This window comes from Caulobacter sp. RHG1, assembly GCF_013181195.1.
GTDB lineage: Bacteria > Pseudomonadota > Alphaproteobacteria > Caulobacterales > Caulobacteraceae > Caulobacter.
Genome location: NZ_SMZP01000011.1, coordinates 83,507 through 101,586 on the forward strand (window position 1 = coordinate 83,507; position 18,080 = coordinate 101,586).

The following is an 18,080-nucleotide window of genomic DNA, read 5'->3' on the forward strand; positions in this document are numbered from 1 at the left end:
TTATGCAGAGACGTCGAGCAGGGCTCCAGCGTTTACCTCTGATGGGTCAGTGGTACCTGCCCCCACGCGTTCGCGTAACCAATCTGCCAATGTATTCAGAGAGTTGGTGCTCTGGTCACCATTCGATGCGCTGACGGCCCAGCGCTCCGCACCCCCCAGAGAAATGAGTTTCTCGATTGTGGCGAGAGAACCCTTCGCCTCCTTTTCGGAGAAGCCAGAGACGTCGCCAAGGCGCATACCCGAAGATGATCGATTGGCCTGCGCACGCGCTATCGCCTCGTGCGCATCAATGAACGGGTCTGGGCGACTCTCTCGCCGTTGCGCTTGGGATTGGCTCGGAAGTTCCTTGGGCTGGAGTCGAACACCTACCGCCCCGGTATCGGCGGTCGCTGGCGTCGGATAGTTTGCGCGGATCGTGACCGCGATATCCCTGTTGCTGACATTCATGACGGCACCGTGACGTGAGACTACGACACGGTTCCCGCAAAAATTGAGCCAACTCGTCGTCGGCATAACGCACTATATTATATGAATTTTTAAAGAGATTGGCGAACTAACGCTCAATCCTGACCGGCAATTCCAACCCGGTGGGCAGAATGTTTCCAGCTGAACTAGCAGGCCGCGTTACGGAAAAAGAAAAGCGGCGCTTCAAGGGTCGAAGCGCCGCCGGGTAACCTCAAATCGTGAAACCAATGCCATCTAGCGTGTAGAATTGCTCAATTGCCTTCGAGCCGCCCGCACCAAAGTAACCGATTACGACGATACCTGAATCTATCTGCCCGTTGTCATTCAGGTCGTTAAAGGTCGAAATATAAAGATCTGAACCTACAGCGACCGCAGCGACCTCAGACGCGGAATTGAACGTATTCAAGTACACGACATCCATTCCAGACGTGCCAGTGTCGGTAATATAGGTTCGAGCCGAAGTCTCGACGTAGTAGCGATCACCCCCATTTCCACCATGGGCTTCCCCCGCCCCACGAAGCTCGAACTGATCGCCATCATCTCCCCCATCCAGAATATAGGCGCTTCCGAGACCAACCAATCGATCTGCGCCAGCCCCACCGAGGGCCACGCCACCGTAAACCGTCAGGATATCGTTCCCCGTTCCGCCATCTGCGATACTGAAGATGTCGTCGACTGACGTAGTGATCTGGTCGTTACCGTCTCCGCCGTAGAGCAGATCCGCCTGCGCACCTGCTTGCGCCGCCCCAACTGGACCCGTGTTGCTGCCGAGATAGCCGAAGATGATATCGTTCCCGGCCCCACCACGGATCTCGTCATCGCCAGCCCCGCCCTCAAGGGTGTTGTCGTTGCCGTTGCCAATCAATTTGTCGGCGAAATTCGTACCGATGATCCCGAAGATATGATCAAAGCTATCGCCGGTGGCGTCTCCGCCAAACGCCGCGCCTGTGGATAGGTCGATTTCGACTGCTGCGGCGCTGGTCAGATACCAAACCATATCCCTACCCGCGCCACCTCCGAAGAAGCTGTCGGCGCCAGCGCCACCGATGAAGGTGTCGTCGCCTGTCCCGCCGAGAAAGACATCGTTGAAGGAAGACCCCTCGAAAATTTCGATAGAGGCGTAGGTGTCGCCTGCCGCGATCCCCGAGCTTCCCGTTCCGCTGACGGAGATCGTTAGAGCGGACGCCGAAGAAAGGTAGCTGACAAGATCGACGCCTTGCCCCCCGTCAATGGCGTGGGCGGCCGCGCCCGCGATGAAAGTATCGTTGAAGTTCGACCCGGCGAAAATCTCGATGCTGTCGAAGGTGTCGCCGGTGAACCCGCCTTGGAAGCCGTCGAAAATTAGCACGACACTGCTTGCCGAGTCGGCGAACGAAACCGTGTCCGTGCCATCGCCACCGAAGAAAGCGTCTCCCCCCGCGCCGCCATAGAGGATGTCGTCGCCGGCCCCGCCGTTGAGGGTGTCGTCGCCGTCGCCACCGAAGAGCTGATCGGCGCCGCCGGCCCCGTTGAGCTCATCGTCCCCAGCCATGCCGTACAGCATGTCGCTACCGTTGGCCCCGGTCAGGACGTTATTGCCGGCGCTGCCAGTCCCGGTGAAGGCTGCGCTCCCCGTGTAGGTGAGCCGCTCGATCTCCACCCAGGCGCCCAAGGAGTAGTTCGCAAGGGTCGTGCTGATGAGATCGTCCCCTTGGCCGGCGCCTTCGGTGATCGTGATGCCGGTGGAAGTGATCACATAGGTGTCGTCGCCATCGCCCCCCCGCAGCCAGTGGCCGCTGGTGGTCGAGGTCAGGGTGTCGTTGAACGCCGAACCAAGGACGACTTCGAAGTTTTTAATGACGTCGCCTTCGGCGTAGCCGCCGGACACCACATTGGTGGTCAGATTGACGTTCACAGCTGCGGTCGACGCCGCATAGCTTAGAAGATCCGGGCCAGCGCCACCGTCCAGCCGCTCGGCCGCCGCGCTGGAGACGATCGTGTCGCCGTATCCGGTCCCAATGAACCCTTCAATGGAATTGAAGGTGTCGCCCTGCGCATCGCCGCTGCCGACCCCGGCCGCCAGGTCGAGGCTGACCGCGCTCGTGGCGTTGGCGTAGCTGACCGTGTCGATGCCGTCGCCGCCATTGAAGGTGTCCGCGCCGGCGTCCCCGATCAGCGTGTCGTTGCCGCCGCCACCGTTGAGCACGTCGTCGCCGCCCCCGCCTTGGAGGGTGTCGGCCGCGCCACCGCCGGTGATGACGTTGTCGAGACTGTTCCCCGTACCGGAGAAGCTGGCGCCACCCGCGTAGCTGAGACGTTCGATCTGCGGGAGGGCCGCCAGGCTGAAGGTGGCCAGGGTCGTTTGGATGGTGTCGTCCCCGGACGTATCGACGATACCGACACCGGTCGCGCCAATGACGTAGGTGTCGTCGCCCGCTCCGCCCTGCAGGCTATGGCCAGCGGTCGCCGAGCCCAGCGTGTCGGCGAAGGTTGTTCCGATCAGGGTCTCGAAGCCCGAAATCGTATCGCCTTCGGCATAGCCGCCGGCGGCGGTGTTGGCCGTCAGATGGACGTTCACCCCGGCGGTCGAGGCGGCGTAGTCCAGAATGTCGACGCCGCCCCCGCCCGCGAAGCCATCGGCGCCCACGCCGGCCACGAAGGTATCGGCGAGACTGGAGCCCTGGATGACCTCGATGCTGTTGAAGGTGTCGCCTTCGGCGTCGCCGGTATGCACCCCGGTGAGCATGTTGATGGTGATGGCGGTCTGGTAGCGTGCGGTGTCGGTCCCGGCCCCGCCGTTGAGCTGATCCGCGCCAGCGCCGCCGTAGAGGCTGTCGTCCCCGTCCCCGCCGTTGAGGATGTCGTCGCCGGTTTCGCCCAGCAGTTCGTCGTTGCCGCCGCCGGCGTTCAGGACGTCATCGCCGTCACGACCATTGAGATTGTCGTTGCCGTCGCCGGTGGTGATGGTGTTGTCGCCGCCGTTGCCGAAGCCGTTGAAATTACCTGTGCCGATGAAGACCAGGTTCTCGACATTGGTCATGCTCGACAGGGATGCACCGCCGGTGGTCATGACGGTGTCGATACCGCCACCGACCGCCTCCTCGACCGTCACCGTGGCGCCGCTGATGTAATAGACGTCGTCGCCGGCGCCGCCAGCCAGCGTCTGGCCGGTCGTGTTGGAGCGCAGGGTATCGCCGAAGGCCGAGCCGACCACGCGCTCGAAGTTGGTGATGACGTCGCCCTGCGCGTAGCCGCCGGACGCCGCCCCCGTCGTCAGATTGACGTCCACGGCTGCGTCGGAACCCTCGTAGCTCAGCGTGTCGGCGCCGGTGTTACCGTCGAACTTGTCCGCACCGGCCCCGGAGATGAAGACGTCGTTGCTGGTCGAGCCTTGGATCAGCTCGACGCCATCGAAGGTGTCGCCCGCGGCGTCGCCCTCGTGCTGCCCCGTCGCCATGTCGACCGTCACTTGGCTTTCGTAGCGGACGGTGTCGGTTCCAGCCCCGCCAACCAGGTGGTCGGCGCCCGCGCCCCCGATCAGGATATCATTGCCGTCGCCGCCGTTCAGGGTGTCGTCGCCCACCATCCCGCGCAGGGTGTCCGCCCCGACGCCGCCCGTGATGACGTTGTCGTCGCCGTTGCCGATGCCGGTAAAGGCGCTTGTCCCCGAATAGCTCAGCCGCTCGAAGTTGGCGGCCAGCGTCCAGGTCGCCAGCGTGGTGATGATGAGGTCATCGCCCTCACCCGCTGCTTCGTTGATCGTGACGAACTGATGGCCCACGACATAGGTGTCGTCGCCTTTGCCGCCCGACAGGACGTGGCCGGACGTGCTGCTGGCCAGGGTGTCGTTCCAGTTGGATCCGACGGCGCTTTCGAAGTTGGTCAGCACGTCGCCCTCGGCAAAGCCGCCCGAAACCACCTTGGTGGTGAGGTTTACGTTCACCCCGCTCGTCGACTTTGCGTAGCTGATGATGTCGGCCGTGCCAGCCCCGGCGTCGAGACGGTCAATGCCAGCGCCCGAGACGAAGGTGTCGTTGAAGGTCGAACCGGTGAAGTTCTCGATGTCGCTGTAGGTGTCGCCTGCCGCCTCGCCGGCATTGGCGCCGTCGACAAGATCGACGGTGACCGCCGCGGCGGCGGCGCCGTAGGTGACCAAATCAGTCCCCGCGCCACCGTTGTGGACGTCCGCGCCCAGGCCGCCGATCAGGATGTCGTTGCCGTCGCCACCATTCAGGACGTCATCGCCCTCCAGGCCACGCAAGGTATCGACCCCGACACCGCCCGTGATGATGTTGTTCGAAGCGTTGCCATAGCCGGAGAAGGCGCCTGTGCCCGTATAGGTCAGCCGCTCGATGTTGTCGGCGATCGTGAAGGAGACGGTCGAGGTCAGCACCAGGTCATTGCCGCCGCCGGACGCTTCGATGATGGTCGCCGCTTGGTGGCTGACAACGTAGGTATCATCGCCGGCGCCGCCTTCCAGGGTCGCGTTGGACGATGTGAAGGTGTCGTTGAAGCTTGAGCCCACGACCTTCTCGAAGTTCACGACGGTATCGCCGGCGGCATATCCACCCGACGCCGCGCCGGTGAGGAGATTGACGCTCACGGCCGCGTCCGACGCGGCATAGCTGAGGGTGTCGGTTCCGGCCGCGCCGTCGAAATTGTCCGCGCCCGCGCCGGCGATGAAGATGTCGGCCGCAGCCGAACCCTGGATCAGTTCGATGCTGTCGAAGGTGTCGCCGGCCGCGTCGCCGGCGTGCGCGCCGGTGGCCATGTTGATGGTGACGGCGCTGGCGTAGCTCGCCGTATCGGTCCCAGCGCCGCCAAAGAGCTTGTCCGCGCCGGCTCCGCCGATCAGGACGTCGTTCCCGTCCCCGCCGTAGAGAGTGTCGTCGCCGCCAAGCCCCTGAAGGGTGTCGTTGCCGGTCCCACCGGTGATGACGTTGTTCTCCGCGTTACCTGTGCCGGTGAAGGCCACCGTGCCGGTATAGGTCAGCCGCTCGAGATTGTTGCCCAAGGTATAGGACGCCGAAGTCGTGACCACGCTGTCCTCGCCACCGCCAGCCGATTCGATGAGGGCAACCGCGCTGGTGACGAAGTAGGTGTCGTTGCCCGCCCCGCCTTCCAGGGGCGCGCTCGCCGTCGTGGCGGTGAACGTGTCGTCGAAGGCCGAGCCGACGAAGCGCTCGAAACCCTTGAAGGTGTCTCCGGTCGCGTAACCGCCAGACGCGGTCTGGGTTACGACATTGATGTTCACGGCCGCGTCCGAGGCCGCGTAGCTCAAGATGTCGAAGCCGGTGGCGCCGTCGAAATTGTCCGCTCCGGCGCCCGCGACGAAAACGTCGTCCGCATTCGAGCCTTGGATGAGCTCGATACTGTCGAAGATATCGCCAGCCGCATCCCCGGTGTGAACACCGGTGGCCATATTGATGGTGACCGAACCGGCGAAGGCGACGGAGTCGATCCCCGCGCCGCCGAAGAGCTTGTCGGCGCCGGCGCCACCGATCAGCGCGTCGTTGCCGTCCCCGCCGTAGAGCGTGTCGTCACCGCCCATGCCCTGCAGAGTGTCGTTCCCGACCCCGCCGGTGATGATGTTGGCGTCGTTGTTGCCGAGGCCCGAGAAGGCGCCTGCGCCCGAGTAGGTCAGGCGCTCGAGGTTGACGCCCAGGGTGTAGGTGGCCAGAGCGGTCTGGACGGTGTCGTCGCCGCCCCCTGCCGCCTCGATGACGGTGACGCCCGTGCCAACGATATAGAGATCATCGCCCGCGCCGCCTTCGAGCACGTGGCCACTGGTCGTCGAACCCAGGGTGTCGCTGAAGGCCGACCCCTGCACGCGCTCGAAGTTCTTGATCACGTCGCCTTGGGCGTAGCCTCCCGAGGCGGTGTTGGTGGTGATGTTGACGCTGACGGCCGCACTAGAGGTGGCGTAGCTGAGGATGTCGACACCACCGGCGGAGTCGAAGTTGTCAGCGCCTGCGCCGGAGATGAAGGTGTCGGAAGACGCCGAACCCTGGATGATCTCGATGCTGTCGAAGATGTCGCCCGCCGCGTCGCCTGTGTGTACGCCGGTGTCGGTGTTGATGGTGACCGAGCCCGCGAAGGCGACCGAGTCGATCCCCGCGCCGCCGAAGAGCTTGTCTACGCCAGCGCCGCCGATCAGAACGTCATTGCCGTCCCCGCCGTAGAGGGTGTCATCGCCGCCCATGCCCTGAAGGGTGTCATTGCCGGCCCCGCCGGTCATGACGTTGGCGTCGTTGTTGCCGATGCCTGAGAAGGCGCCCGCCCCCGAATAGGTCAAACGCTCGAGGTTCACGCCCAGAGTGTAGGTGGCCAGGGCGGTCTGGACGGTGTCGTCACCGCTTCCAGCCGCCTCACTGACGACGACGCCGGCGCCGCTGACGATGTAGAGGTCATCCCCCGCCCCACCATCCAGAACGTGCCCATTGCCGCTGGACCCCAGGGTGTCGCCGAACACCGAGCCCACCAGGCGCTCGAAGTTCTTGATAACATCGCCCTGGGCGTAGCCGCCCGACGCGGTGTTTGTGCCGATATTGACGTTCACCGCCGCATCTGAGGCCGCGTAGCTCAGGATATCGGTCCCGCCCCCGCCATCGAAGTTGTCGGCGCCCGCGCCGGAGACGAAGGTGTCCGTCGAATTGGAGCCGGCAATAATCTCAATGCTATCGAACGTGTCGCCAGCTGCCTCGCCGATATGAACGCCGGTCGCGGTGTTGATCGTCACGGCGGAGCTGTAGACGGCGGTGTCGGTCCCTGCGCCCCCAAACAACGCGTCCGCGCCCAATCCCCCAGACAGGACATCGTTGCCGTCACCGCCATTGAGGATGTCGTTGCCGGCGAGGCCGTTGATGATATCGGCTACTGCCGTGCCGGTAAGCGTGTCGTCGCCGTTGGTGCCGTTGATCGTCGCCATGAAGCCCTCCCAAACTCTACCTAGGAGGGATCATTACTCAAGGTAGAAATTCTGCAAGAGCAACCATTGGTTTGTCATAAAGAATTTTTGAGAAATCGTGGAGTTTTTTAGGGGGTATCGTGATGGAGAATTCGGGCGCGGAAAACGCCTCGAACGCCATCAAAGCGCTGTCGGCCGACATGTCCCAACGTCCCATGGCCTCGTCCCGATCAGCGGATCGCCTCCCACCGCCCAGTTCTGATTGCCAAAAAGGCGGGCCGATCCCGAAAGATCGCCCCCCTTCACCAGCGTCGCTGGCATCGCGCCAGGGTCCGCCGCCGCCCCCATAGAGCGCAGCCGCGCCCAGGCCTTAGTATTCTTCGGCCAGCATCAAGGTCAGGACCCGCTTGGTGACGGCCGGATCAGCCGGATCGGGCGAGGCCAGGGTCATGTCGAGATCGTAGTAGTCGATCTTCCAGAGGAGCCGCTGCCCATCAGCCTCGAAGGCGCGGAAGTCGCGCTCGCCATGAGGGTCGTTGTCGGCGTTGAACACGCAGAAGGCGCTGACCAGGGCGAAGGCGACGGCCTGTTTGGCGAACGGCATGGCGCGCACGCCAGGGGTCAGCATCCAACGGGCGCCCGGATCGGCGCGCAGGGCGTCGTTAAGGGCCGCGATTGCGGCGACATGTTCGGCTTCGGTCATCTTGGTCTCCAGTTCAGGGTCCGGGGTCAGGGCGAAAAGCTCGCCTGACCCCGACGCCCGTCGGCGAGACCGGGTGTGCAAACGGAGGGGCGCCTTCGCGGGGACCCGGCTGCAGGGCGCGCCCTGTCGCCCTACCCGCCTGTCATCACGCCCGAAGCTGGGCGGAAGGCGATCCGAAGTGCGCCGAGGGCGGAGTCCTAAGCCACGCGGCCGAGAAGCGGACGCCCTGTAACAATGAAGCCTGCACAGGAGCCCGCGCACCGCGCGTGGTGGGAAGCGGCGTTGAGGGCCCGGCGGCAGGCCAAAGCCTGCCCGCAGGGTCGCGCCCGTAGGAGCAGCGAAAGCTGCGGGACCGAGCGTGACCGCCGGGCGCTCTCGATTTCGGGTGAAGCTGGGCGCGCAAGCGCTCGGCGAGAACCCTGTTCTCCGACATCGGTTGGAGGCTCGCCGCCTAAGCAGACATCGCGGCGAAGCGGACAATCCGTAGGTCCGCTAAGGGTGGTTTGCAGACTCTCCAGACTGGCGCCTACCCTGCCGCTATGAAGCAAAAGACCATGCTGCAGTTCGACTACGAAGCAATCGATGGCGAGGCCATAACCGCTGTGGTGGGGCGCGCCGACGGCGTCGACGGCCGGTGGTCGGTTGTCTCCATTGTACTCGGAGCGCGAGCGTTGGTGTTACGTGTCGATCCCGATAGCGACGAGATTTCCGCAACGCTGGAGGCTGCCCCCGGTGGGGCGGAATGGATTCCGATCGCGCCGATGCAAGCGGTCGTGGGGACGGCCCTAGGCTGGTGCTGGGTCGGGCGAAACTATCGAGGTTATCTCGACACGTTCATCCTCTCCTGCTCCGACCTAGAGCCGCAATTCCTTTTCATCGGCATGGCCTCGGCGATCCATTTGCGGCGCATATCCGAGTTCGACTGAATGTCCGACTAGGGCCGGGTGCTGAAATCGGGCCACCGCCCGAAACCAGACACTAGACCTTCGCCCCGCAAGCGGACATCGCAAGGGTCAGTGAAGGGTGGTGAACGGACCTAAGCCTTGGTATCCTGCGCCATGGAAGCACTCGCATACTTCGTCGCGTTAGTTGCACTCTTGCTTTTACAAGACTACTTCGCACCATCTTCAATCGGAATGATCAGGTTCGAATGGATGGGCGATATGGATCATCTGTACGTTGCCTATCGGCGTCGCTTCTTTAGGCGTGGCATCGTAGTTTTGGTCGGTTCGGCGATATATGCTCTTTCTGGCGCACTCAATTGGCCGGAATGGATCCAGATAGCCCTTTTGATAATTACTGTGGCTTCGCACATCGGGTTAGTGCTGTTCGACATCACGAAATCGCGCAGGTTCCACTGAAATTACCCACGTCTGCTCAGGGTCGGGAGCAAGGTTACGACCTCCCGCGCAACCTAGTCTTGGTCACCGTTCGGCCTGCCGATGCTCCTCCGGGTCGCACCGGCGCGATGCATCAACACGACGCCTAACCCGCCGATGATAAAGCCCATCTCAGCGCTCCGACGAGCGAGCCAGGGTTTCTGTTCCCAGAACAGCAACGCTGTGACGGCGAAACCGAGAGCGAACAGCAGAACAAGGCGGGCTGGCCAAGTCTTCCGCCAGTTCCACGTCAATGACCTACCTGATGATGGTGGGACGCCGTTCATTGGGGACATTTTGGTTAGCTCAGCCCGCGGGGTCGCAATGAACGTGAGCCCGCAACGGGTGGGGGCGGACGTTGACCGTTGATGGGCAAGCGTCACGCTACCAGCATGCGCTCCTTGCGGGAAGTCGCCAGCCGGCTATCGTTACGCTACAGCGAGGACGTTCGACGCTATTTACTGAAAACGGTCCATAGAGATAGTAGCCGGAGTGACTGCATGAGCTTTGCTGCGAGGTTCAGGGCCGCTCAGCCGCGCTGGTCGCGCTGGCTGATGTGGTTCGTCGGGGTTCCTGCGTGGGTCACGATGGTCTTTGGGATTGCGGCTGCGCCTGAAGACGGCGCGCTGCCCGTTTGGGGCTGGGTCGCCTTCTTCGTCTTCGCCTTCGTCGCCGTTTTACAGTGGGTAATTTTTCTCCAGCAGGAACGCTGAGGTTCGCCCGCCACCCGTTGTGGACATGAGCTGTGGCGATGGCATGTCCACCATGGGTGGGAAACAGGCCTAGACCGGGCGGCAACTTCCAGCTTCCACAAGGAAGCTGAAATCTTGGACCGCGCCCGGCGTCACGTAACCCACGACACAGGTGACTGGAGCGCGGTCAGACCGGACGATGATTTGGCCCTCGCCTTCACAAGTAATGCGCTGCGCTCCAACGAAACTGTCGCCCAGTTTATGGAGACGCTTCTCCTTACCGCAAAGCCTCAGATCTGCAGAAGTCACCATGCGATTTGACTTAACGTTAAATGTATTCGGCACATCGCTGCAGGCAGCGACAGTGGCGGATAACGTCAAACCTATGATTACCGCCCCAACCTTCATGGCGGACACATTGCCACCACGAACGGAACGTCCGCAACGGGTCGTTAGGAGACGTTAGCGCATCTCCGGAAGTCTGCCTTTGCTTGGCTGCGCGCCGAAAACAACCGACTAGTGAAAGCAGCGCCTTTCACTTGGAGCGCCAAGCGCGGGCGGGAGGCCGATCAGCTGCTCGCAAAGGGCCTCAGCGCGAACGACGTCGCGTGCGGCGATCGCGTCCGCCATCCGCCTGTGCAGGCCTACATCGACCAATTGCGCCTCGGGCGTCTGCCGCTCCATCTGCCAGACCCAAAACCGGGTGGCGGTGTTCTGCAGGCTGACGACGAAGCGGGCCAGCGTCGAGTTCTGACCGGCGAAGGCGACCGCGCGGTGAAACGCAAGATCCATGGCCAGCATGGCCCTAAAGTCGCCTGCGGCGATGGCGTCCTCGGCCCCGTCGAAGGCGCCCAGGATGCCGGGCAGGTCATCCTCGCGACGGTTGCGTGCCGCGAGACCTACGGCCTTGGCCTCCAGCATGCGTCGGACCTGGAAGGCGTGTTCGATCTCGGCAAGGTCCAGGGGCGCGACGATAGTGCCCACGCGGGGCCGGCGCACAACCAACCCCTCTATGGCCAGACGCCCCAGTGCGTCTCGCACCCCAGCCACCCCGCCAGCGTAGCGGACGGCCAGCGCCTTCTCCTCCAGCACCTGCATGGGGGCGAGATCGCCCAAGAGGATATCCTGCAGGATCGCCTCGTAGAGTCGGGCCTTCTGGAGCCCCGGCGACCATGCGCCATGCGGCTGCACGCTGTTGCGCGGCCCCTTCATCGCGGCGCTCTGACATCGTCAATCATACGGGGCAGTTAAGCCAAAACGGCGCGATCGTCATTCCCAATGCCACCTAACATGTTAGGCGCGAGATTGGCGATGCTTGCTTGAGACGCGGCCGATCCCGTCATTAGTAGACGGCCCATGACGGCCCCCTCCCCGACCCCAGCTCAGATCGCGACCGGCTTCCGGCTAGCCCTGGACGCCGCCGACCGCTTCACCGGCGCCACCGCGCCCAACCCGCCGGTGGGCTGCGCCTTGTTGGCGGCGGACGGGATGGTGCTGGCAGTCGCCGCTCACGAGGCCGCAGGGCGGCCCCACGCCGAAGGTGCTGCACTGGCCTCTTGCCACGCCAAAGGACGCTTCGACGCCGTTCATACGCTGGTCGTCTCCCTGGAGCCCTGCACGCACCGCGGCCGCACCCCGCCCTGCGCCGAGGCGATCCTGGCCAGTCCCACTCGGGCGGTCTGGTACGGGGCGATCGACCCAAACCCAACGGCCGCCGGCGGAGCGGCGAGGCTGGAGGCCATGGGCGTGGCCACCCGTCCAATCATCGACCTCGATCACCGCGACGCACGCGCACTTGCCGCCCGAGCGTCCCGCCTCATCGCACCCTTCGCCACCCGCCTGACCAAGGCGCGGCCATGGCTGACGATCAAGCAGGCCCTGGACGCTGAGGGCTCGATGCTGCCGCCGGTCGGTGCCAAGACCTTCACGAACGAGACTTCGCTTACCCTGGCCCACGACCTGCGCCGACGGGCCGACGCGGTGATCACCGGTTCGGGCACGATCCTGGCCGACGCGCCGCTCTTCACCGTCCGGCACGTCGAGGATCCGCGCCGTCAGTCGCGCCGCCTGGCCATCCTCGATCGTCGCGGGCGCACCGCCCCGGCCTATCTCGACGCGGCGCGGGAGCGAGGCTTTGCCCCCAGCCTGCACGGCGACATGTCCGAAATGCTGGCCGCCCTGGCCGAGGACGGGGTCATGGAGGCCCTGGTCGAGTGCGGTCCCACCCTGCTGTCCGCTTTTCTGGAGGCCGGCCTGTGGGACGAGCACGTGATCATTCGCCAGGGCGCGGGCGGCGACACCGTCAGCCGTCGGCTGGCCTAGAATAGTTAAAGCCGATGTTTTCCGGAATCATCGAGCGCCTGGGCGAGGTAACGGCTGTCGAGCCGGTGGCCGACGGGGCCATGCGCCTGACCTTACAGACGGCGTTTCCCGATCTAGCCCAGGGCGAAAGCCTGGCGGTCAACGGCGCCTGCATGACCATCGTCGCCAGCGACGAGACTGGAGACGCCGAGGTGTTCGTCAGCGCCGAAAGCCTCGCGCGCACCAACCTCAAGACTCTTGTGGCCGGCCACCTCGTCAACCTGGAACGGGCCGTCACCCTAGCCACGCGGCTGTCGGGACACCTCGTACAGGGCCACATCGATGGCGAAGCCCGCCTGGCCTCGGTCATCCAAGAGGATGGGGCCAGGAGCGTCCGCTTCGATCTGCCGGCGTCACTCGCCCCCTACTGCGTCGAGAAGGGCTCGATCGCCCTGAATGGCGTCAGTCTGACCCTCAATTCGATAGAGCCGGTCGATGCTGGCCGCTTCGCCGTCGGGATCACCCTGATCCCCCACACCTGGACCCACACCAACCTGCAGCACGCCCGCGTCGGCGACCCGATCAATGTCGAGGTCGACGTGCTGGCCAAATATGTGGAGCGGCTATGCCACGCCTCCCTGAACGCCTAAACGTTGCCATCGAACGCCTGAAGACCGGCGGCATGATCATTCTCGTTGATGACGAGGACCGCGAGAACGAGGGCGACCTTGTTCTGGCCGCCCAGTTCGCTGACGCGGATACGGTGGCCTTCATGGCCAAGCAGGCCAGCGGCCTGATCTGCCTGGCCATGGACGCTCCGACCATTGACCAACTGGGCCTTCCGCCCATGGTCGCCGATAACCGCACCCGTCGCGGCACGGCCTTCACCGTCTCGATCGAGGCGGCCGAAGGGATCGACACCGGCATCTCGGCCGCCGACCGGGCGCTGACCATCCAGGCGGCGGTCGCGGCAAACGCCACTTCGACCGATCTGGTCTCACCCGGCCACGTCTTCCCGCTGCGCGCCGTACCCGGCGGGGTGTTGGCGCGAGCCGGCCACACCGAGGCCTCGGTGGAGCTGGCGCGTATGGCGGGCCTGACGCCAGCGGCGGTAATCTGCGAGGTCATGAACGAAGACGGGACCATGGCGCGAGGCGGCGATTTGATCGCCTTCTCCGCCCGCCATGACCTGCCGATCCTCAGCATCGCCGAGCTGCGCGCGCACCTGATCGCCACCGATCCGCCGGTCGAGGCGGTAGGCGCCGCCAAGCTTCCCACCCGCCACGGAACCTTCGAGGTCCGGGCCTTTCGAAGCCGCCTAGAGGGCAGCGAACACCTGGCCCTCGTGCGCGGCCCCCTCACCGGCGCGCCACTGGTGCGGGTGCATTCCGAATGCCTGACCGGCGACGCTCTGGGGTCGCGCCGCTGTGACTGCGGCGCCCAGCTGGACGCAGCGCTGGCGGCGATCGATGCTTCGGGCAACGGCGTGCTGGTCTATCTGCGCGGCCATGAGGGGCGCGGCATCGGCCTGGCCAACAAGATCGCCGCCTACGCCCTGCAGGACCAAGGGCTGGACACCGTGGAAGCCAACCACGCCCTGGGCTTCGCCGACGACGCACGTGACTACGCCGCGGCCGCCGACATCCTGCGATCGCTGGGCACCGACAAGGTCCGGCTGCTCAGCAACAATCCGCGCAAGGTCACAGCGCTGGAAGACCTGGGCATTACGGTACGCGAGATCCTGCCGCTGGTTGCCCCGCCCGATCCGCACCGCGCTGACTATTTGGCTACCAAGCGCGCCAAGCTGGGCCACCGCCTTTCCCTGCCGCCTTCCCGGATCTCCGCATGACCGCTCCACGCTTCGCCATCGCCATCAGCCGCTTCAACCCCGAGGTCACCGGCGGCCTGCTGGCTGGTGCCCTGGCCGAGTTCGCCGAACACGGCGCACCGGTCGAAGACGCCGACATCTTCGAAGCGCCCGGAGCCTTCGAGCTGCCGCTGATCGCCCAGGCTCTGGCACGCACGGGCCGATATGCCGGGGTCGCCTGTTTAGGCTGTGTCATCAAGGGCGACACTGCGCACTTCGAATTCATCAGTGCCGGCGCTGCCTGGGGCCTGGTCAGCGCTAGCCTGGCGACGGAGACGCCAATCGCCTTCGGCGTGCTGACCACCTACACCGACGAACAGGCTCAGGCTCGCTCCCGCGACGACGCCGGTAACAAGGGCCGCGAGGCGGCAGCTGCGTGCGTGGAAACGGCCGCGTCGCTCAGGCGGATAGCCCGTCAGCAGTCGAACTGAACGTCCGACAAGAGTTGAAGGCGGGCACGCGATTCGACGTTCATACCAGAAATCTAGGCGATGGAGTGTGGTGGATAGTCGATGTAGCCTTCGACATCCCTGTTCTTGAGCGTTTCGGGGTTCGGATAGAATGACGCCGGGTCCGCATCGGCGAGCGGCCAGTCGTTCTGCAAGCGCGCGACCAGGTCTGGGTTCGAGATGAACCAGCGACCGAACACGATCATGTCCACGACGCCCTCGGCCAGCAGACGGTCAGCACGTTTGCGAGACATGGCGCCCGCGACCATTAGGCCTGTGTTCGGAAGCTGACCGCGAAACTGTCGGAGCATCGGCTCTATCCGGGCTGCGACGGGCGACGGTTCCGGCGCCTTCGCCCCGGCCTCCGTATGGTCCATCACATGGACATAGGCGATGCTGCGGCTTCCTAGGGCTTCAACTAGGGCGGCGTAGGTCTCTTCGACGCCGTTGTACAGAGGCATGCCGAAGTCCTGCGCATAGGGCGAGATCCGGATCGCGGTCTTCTCCCGGCCGATCCGGGCGATCACCGCGTCCACGACCTCCAAGGGAAACCGTAGGCGTCCCTTCAGTGTCGCGCCGGTGTATTCGTCCTCCCGATCGTTCACCTTGGGGTTCATGAACTGCTCAAGCAGATAGCCGTTGGCGCCATGGATCTCGACGCCGTCGAAACCGGCTTCGATCGCGTTGGCGGCGGCTTGGGCAAAATCCTGAACGACGCGGCCAACCTCTTCCGTCGTCAAAGCGCGCGGGGGCGAGGCCGGGATCCTGCCCGGTGAACCATCGTCCCGGTAGGCGTAGCTCCAGGCGTTCTGCGCAATCTTGTCCGAAGGTCCGACCGGGCTCTTGCCGCCTTCCTGGATCGAGATGTGGGACACTCGACCGACATGCCAGAGCTGCGCGAAGATCGTTCCTCCCAAGGCGTGAACGGTATTCGTCGTCAAGCGCCAGCCTTCGATCTGTTCAAGCGTGTAGATCGAAGGATTGAACAGATATCCTTGTCCTTCTCGGGAGATGGGCGTGCCTTCGCTTATGATCAGGCCGGCGGTCGCACGCTGAGCGTAGTAGAGCGCGTTCCGTTCAGTCGCGATGTTTTCGGGAGACCTGGCGCGCGTCAGCGGCGCCATGGCGATCCGGTTCCGCAATCGCCGGCCAGCGAGGTCGAAACTGTCGAAGAGTGTCGTCATCTTGATAAATCCAAAAAAAGGTCATGATCACTGTCGGGTCGCTGCGGCGACTGCCCTGCCCCCCCCCGGACGGGGCGTCTCAGCGAAGCGTGAGGCCGCGTGCGGTCACCATGTCTCTCAGATCCGCCCGGCCGCTCATGTAGGCCATGCTCGTCGCCGACTCGTGGACCGCGTCCTGCCACGAGCGCGGACGCATGTTCTGGCCTTCGCGGAAGGCTCTGTAGGCGTCCTCGTAACTGTCCAGCTTTGCCTTGAACCCCTCGGAGTCGTAGCGGTTCTCATGCAGCATCACCGATTGCGGCGGACGCGGCCTGGGGACGCTTTGGCGCGACTGGTCTGGATGCCCGACCGCCATGCCGAAGGTGAAGAATGTATGGGGCGGTAGACCCACGAACTCGGCGATCTCTTGAGCTGCGTTGCGTACGACACCCAGGAAGACGATGCCGAGGCCCATGGATTCCGCCGCCAGCGCGGCGTTTTGGGCGGCCAGAGACGTATCGACCGTGGCCATGAGGAAGGCGTCGAGATAGTCGTGCACCACGGGCTCCGCGCCCCGTTCTCGGGTAATCGCCGCAGATCGCGACAAGTCGGCCACCCAGAGCAGAAGGGTAGGCGCCTCCTCGATCCACGGAATGCGGTCGGTTGGAACGGTGCGGGCGATCGTGTCTGAGATGCGCTGTTTCAACGCCCCATCCGTGACCGTAATGACGCTCCACTGATGAAGAGCAGAGCCCGTCGATGCAGACTGCGCCGCTGCGACCATGGTTTCGAGAGCTCCTTCCGGCAGCGCCTCCGGCAGGAAGGTCCTGACTGACTTGTGCGCCAACTGGATCTCCACCACGGGGTTCCAGACAAGGTTCTGCGGCTTCTCCTGGTTGCCGTAGCGCTGATCCAGAAGGGTTGTATGGCGGTCTGTTTGATCATGCATGATGGGACTCCGTCCTTGTTCGCCCCTTCAGCTAGGCCCTTCTGAGTTGCTTGGAAGACGGTCGTCCGCGAAGTCAGTGTTCACACGTGTGGACAATGTGACTGGCGCGCATATGGTGGCGAAATGGATCAGTTGTCGGCGCTGAGGGTATTTCTACGGACCGTCGAAACCGGCTCCTTGACCAAAGCCGCAGCGCAACTCGGCACGCCGAAATCGACAGCCAGCAAACAATTGGCCCAACTCGAGGCGCATCTCGGATTCAAGCTGCTGCAGCGTTCGACCCGAGCCGTGTCGCTGACCGCCGAAGGAAGCGAGTATTACGAGCGTGCTGGCGCCATTCTCGCGGATCTCCAGGGCATAGAGGCCGACCTTCGCCAGCGAGGTGGCGGGCTCAGCGGTCGCATCCGGATCGACGTGCATTCCTCAATGGCGAACATGATCCTAATCCCGGCCTTGGCTCACTTCCGTGACCGCTACCCTGACATTCAAGTGGCGTTGGGCATCAGCGACAAACCCGTCAGCCTCATCGGCGAAGGGGTGGACTGCGTTGTCCGGCTGGGCCGCCTCGCGGACTCTTCGCTGATCGCGCGCACGATCTACGAGGACCAGCGTATTACGTGCGCGAGCCCCGCCTACCTCTCAAGCCATGGCGTGCCAACAGAGCCGTCCAGTCTTCTCGAGCGGCACCAATGTATCGGCTATTTCTCGGCATCAACGGGAGAGGCCAAACCCATGACGTTCGAGAAGGACGGTAAGCGCGTCTTGATTGAGGCCAAGGATCTCATGGCGAACGACAGCACTGGTCAGGTCAACATGATCCTGAATGGGTTGGGCGTCGGGCAAACTTACCTGTCGACTGTAAGGACGCATCTAACCTCAGGCGCTCTCGTGCGGGTGCTCGACGACTGGGTTGCCGGATCCGACCCGATCTCCGTCCTTTATCCTCCCGCTCGCCGAATAAACGCCCGCGTCAGGGTATTCATCGATTGGCTGGTGGAACACTTGGAAGACGAAATGCGACAACCCGCGCACAGCTAAGCGAATGCCCGGCGATATTTGAACGTCCGCTATGGGTGGGTGCCGGCCGTGGTCATCAGCGACCGTTACCTGATCTCTAGCAGCCTCCCAGCCGAGTAATTTGAACAGGCCCTTCGCCAGAGATCGCGGCCGAGGCCCTACAACCCGAAGGCCCGCCGAATGCCTGTCTTTCTACGCCAGGCCCCGCC

At 64.0% G+C, this 18,080-nt stretch carries 14 protein-coding genes; 7 read left to right on the top strand and 7 right to left on the bottom strand.

From position 1 onward, the window contains the following. The 4 genes from E1H18_RS26560 to E1H18_RS25240 all read right to left on the bottom strand — a co-directional run bounded on the left by E1H18_RS26560 (position 1) and on the right by E1H18_RS25240 (position 8,054). Positions 1-447 (bottom strand): hypothetical protein, encoded by a 447-nt coding sequence (locus E1H18_RS26560; RefSeq protein WP_206679134.1) that lies wholly within the window; start codon positions 445-447, stop codon positions 1-3. Between the two features lie 229 nt (positions 448-676). Then, a complete protein-coding gene (locus E1H18_RS25230) occupies positions 677-7,372 on the bottom strand; it encodes a calcium-binding protein (RefSeq protein WP_172274671.1) in 6,696 nt (2,231 codons plus the stop codon). A gap of 37 nt (positions 7,373-7,409) precedes the next feature. Further along, positions 7,410-7,568 carry a hypothetical protein gene (locus E1H18_RS25235; RefSeq protein ID WP_172274674.1) on the bottom strand — a complete coding sequence of 53 codons (159 nt, stop codon included), beginning with the start codon at positions 7,566-7,568 and terminating at the stop codon, positions 7,410-7,412. Between the two features lie 153 nt (positions 7,569-7,721). After that, complete coding sequence (locus E1H18_RS25240; protein ID WP_172274677.1) at positions 7,722-8,054, bottom strand: DUF3768 domain-containing protein; 333 nt, start codon at positions 8,052-8,054, stop codon at positions 7,722-7,724. 554 nt (positions 8,055-8,608) lie between these two features. Between E1H18_RS25240 and E1H18_RS25245 the strand changes: the two genes are divergently transcribed. Further along, on the top strand, positions 8,609-8,980 hold the full coding sequence (locus tag E1H18_RS25245) for a DUF6334 family protein (RefSeq protein WP_172274680.1): 372 nt from the start codon (positions 8,609-8,611) through the stop codon (positions 8,978-8,980). Positions 8,981-9,933: 953 nt separating this feature from the next. Continuing rightward, positions 9,934-10,146 carry a hypothetical protein gene (locus E1H18_RS25250; protein ID WP_172274682.1) on the top strand — a complete coding sequence of 71 codons (213 nt, stop codon included), beginning with the start codon at positions 9,934-9,936 and terminating at the stop codon, positions 10,144-10,146. 495 nt (positions 10,147-10,641) lie between these two features. On the opposite strand, the gene E1H18_RS25255 is transcribed toward E1H18_RS25250, so the two are convergent. After that, the gene (locus E1H18_RS25255; protein ID WP_172274685.1) at positions 10,642-11,337 is read right to left on the bottom strand and encodes a GntR family transcriptional regulator; all 696 of its coding nucleotides are present in this window, start codon (positions 11,335-11,337) and stop codon (positions 10,642-10,644) included. 144 nt (positions 11,338-11,481) lie between these two features. Between E1H18_RS25255 and E1H18_RS25260 the strand changes: the two genes are divergently transcribed. From E1H18_RS25260 to ribH, 4 genes are read left to right on the top strand one after another with little or no spacing between them, the layout of a single operon-like run. After that, positions 11,482-12,447: a dihydrofolate reductase family protein gene (locus E1H18_RS25260; RefSeq protein WP_172274688.1), complete on the top strand. Its 966-nt coding sequence runs from the start codon at positions 11,482-11,484 to the stop codon at positions 12,445-12,447. Between the two features lie 14 nt (positions 12,448-12,461). After that, positions 12,462-13,076, top strand: coding sequence for a riboflavin synthase (locus tag E1H18_RS25265; protein WP_172274691.1), 615 nt, complete (start codon positions 12,462-12,464; stop codon positions 13,074-13,076). After that, complete coding sequence (gene ribB / locus E1H18_RS25270; protein ID WP_172274694.1) at positions 13,052-14,275, top strand: 3,4-dihydroxy-2-butanone-4-phosphate synthase; 1,224 nt, start codon at positions 13,052-13,054, stop codon at positions 14,273-14,275. The genes E1H18_RS25265 and ribB overlap by 25 nt, the downstream gene beginning before the upstream one ends. Next, complete coding sequence (ribH, locus tag E1H18_RS25275; protein ID WP_172274697.1) at positions 14,272-14,724, top strand: 6,7-dimethyl-8-ribityllumazine synthase; 453 nt, start codon at positions 14,272-14,274, stop codon at positions 14,722-14,724. Before ribB ends, ribH begins: the two co-directional genes overlap by 4 nt. A gap of 53 nt (positions 14,725-14,777) precedes the next feature. On the opposite strand, the gene E1H18_RS25280 is transcribed toward ribH, so the two are convergent. Beyond that, positions 14,778-15,926, bottom strand: a complete 1,149-nt coding sequence (locus tag E1H18_RS25280; protein WP_172274699.1) for an alkene reductase — start codon at positions 15,924-15,926, stop codon at positions 14,778-14,780. Positions 15,927-16,005: 79 nt separating this feature from the next. Next, complete coding sequence (locus E1H18_RS25285) at positions 16,006-16,854, bottom strand: nitroreductase family protein (protein WP_172274702.1); 849 nt, start codon at positions 16,852-16,854, stop codon at positions 16,006-16,008. 123 nt (positions 16,855-16,977) lie between these two features. Here E1H18_RS25285 and E1H18_RS25290 point away from each other — a divergent pair, with 123 nt between their 5' ends. Next, complete coding sequence (locus tag E1H18_RS25290; protein ID WP_172274704.1) at positions 16,978-17,892, top strand: LysR family transcriptional regulator; 915 nt, start codon at positions 16,978-16,980, stop codon at positions 17,890-17,892. Positions 17,893-18,080: the final 188 nt, after the last annotated feature.

What these genes read in the sequence shown, in the direction of transcription:
- E1H18_RS25265 (WP_172274691.1), top strand. Translation starts at nt 12,462, where the DNA reads ATGTTTTCCGGAATCATCGAGCGCCTGGGCGAGGTAACGGCTGTCGAG.
- E1H18_RS25230 (WP_172274671.1), bottom strand. Translation starts at nt 7,372, where the DNA reads ATGGCGACGATCAACGGCACCAACGGCGACGACACGCTTACCGGCACG.
- ribB (WP_172274694.1), top strand. Translation starts at nt 13,052, where the DNA reads ATGCCACGCCTCCCTGAACGCCTAAACGTTGCCATCGAACGCCTGAAG.
- E1H18_RS25280 (WP_172274699.1), bottom strand. Translation starts at nt 15,926, where the DNA reads ATGACGACACTCTTCGACAGTTTCGACCTCGCTGGCCGGCGATTGCGG.
- E1H18_RS25240 (WP_172274677.1), bottom strand. Translation starts at nt 8,054, where the DNA reads ATGACCGAAGCCGAACATGTCGCCGCAATCGCGGCCCTTAACGACGCC.
- E1H18_RS25290 (WP_172274704.1), top strand. Translation starts at nt 16,978, where the DNA reads ATGGATCAGTTGTCGGCGCTGAGGGTATTTCTACGGACCGTCGAAACC.
- E1H18_RS25250 (WP_172274682.1), top strand. Translation starts at nt 9,934, where the DNA reads ATGAGCTTTGCTGCGAGGTTCAGGGCCGCTCAGCCGCGCTGGTCGCGC.
- ribH (WP_172274697.1), top strand. Translation starts at nt 14,272, where the DNA reads ATGACCGCTCCACGCTTCGCCATCGCCATCAGCCGCTTCAACCCCGAG.
- E1H18_RS25245 (WP_172274680.1), top strand. Translation starts at nt 8,609, where the DNA reads ATGCTGCAGTTCGACTACGAAGCAATCGATGGCGAGGCCATAACCGCT.
- E1H18_RS25235 (WP_172274674.1), bottom strand. Translation starts at nt 7,568, where the DNA reads ATGGGACGTTGGGACATGTCGGCCGACAGCGCTTTGATGGCGTTCGAG.
- E1H18_RS26560 (WP_206679134.1), bottom strand. Translation starts at nt 447, where the DNA reads ATGAATGTCAGCAACAGGGATATCGCGGTCACGATCCGCGCAAACTAT.
- E1H18_RS25285 (WP_172274702.1), bottom strand. Translation starts at nt 16,854, where the DNA reads ATGCATGATCAAACAGACCGCCATACAACCCTTCTGGATCAGCGCTAC.
- E1H18_RS25255 (WP_172274685.1), bottom strand. Translation starts at nt 11,337, where the DNA reads ATGAAGGGGCCGCGCAACAGCGTGCAGCCGCATGGCGCATGGTCGCCG.
- E1H18_RS25260 (WP_172274688.1), top strand. Translation starts at nt 11,482, where the DNA reads ATGACGGCCCCCTCCCCGACCCCAGCTCAGATCGCGACCGGCTTCCGG.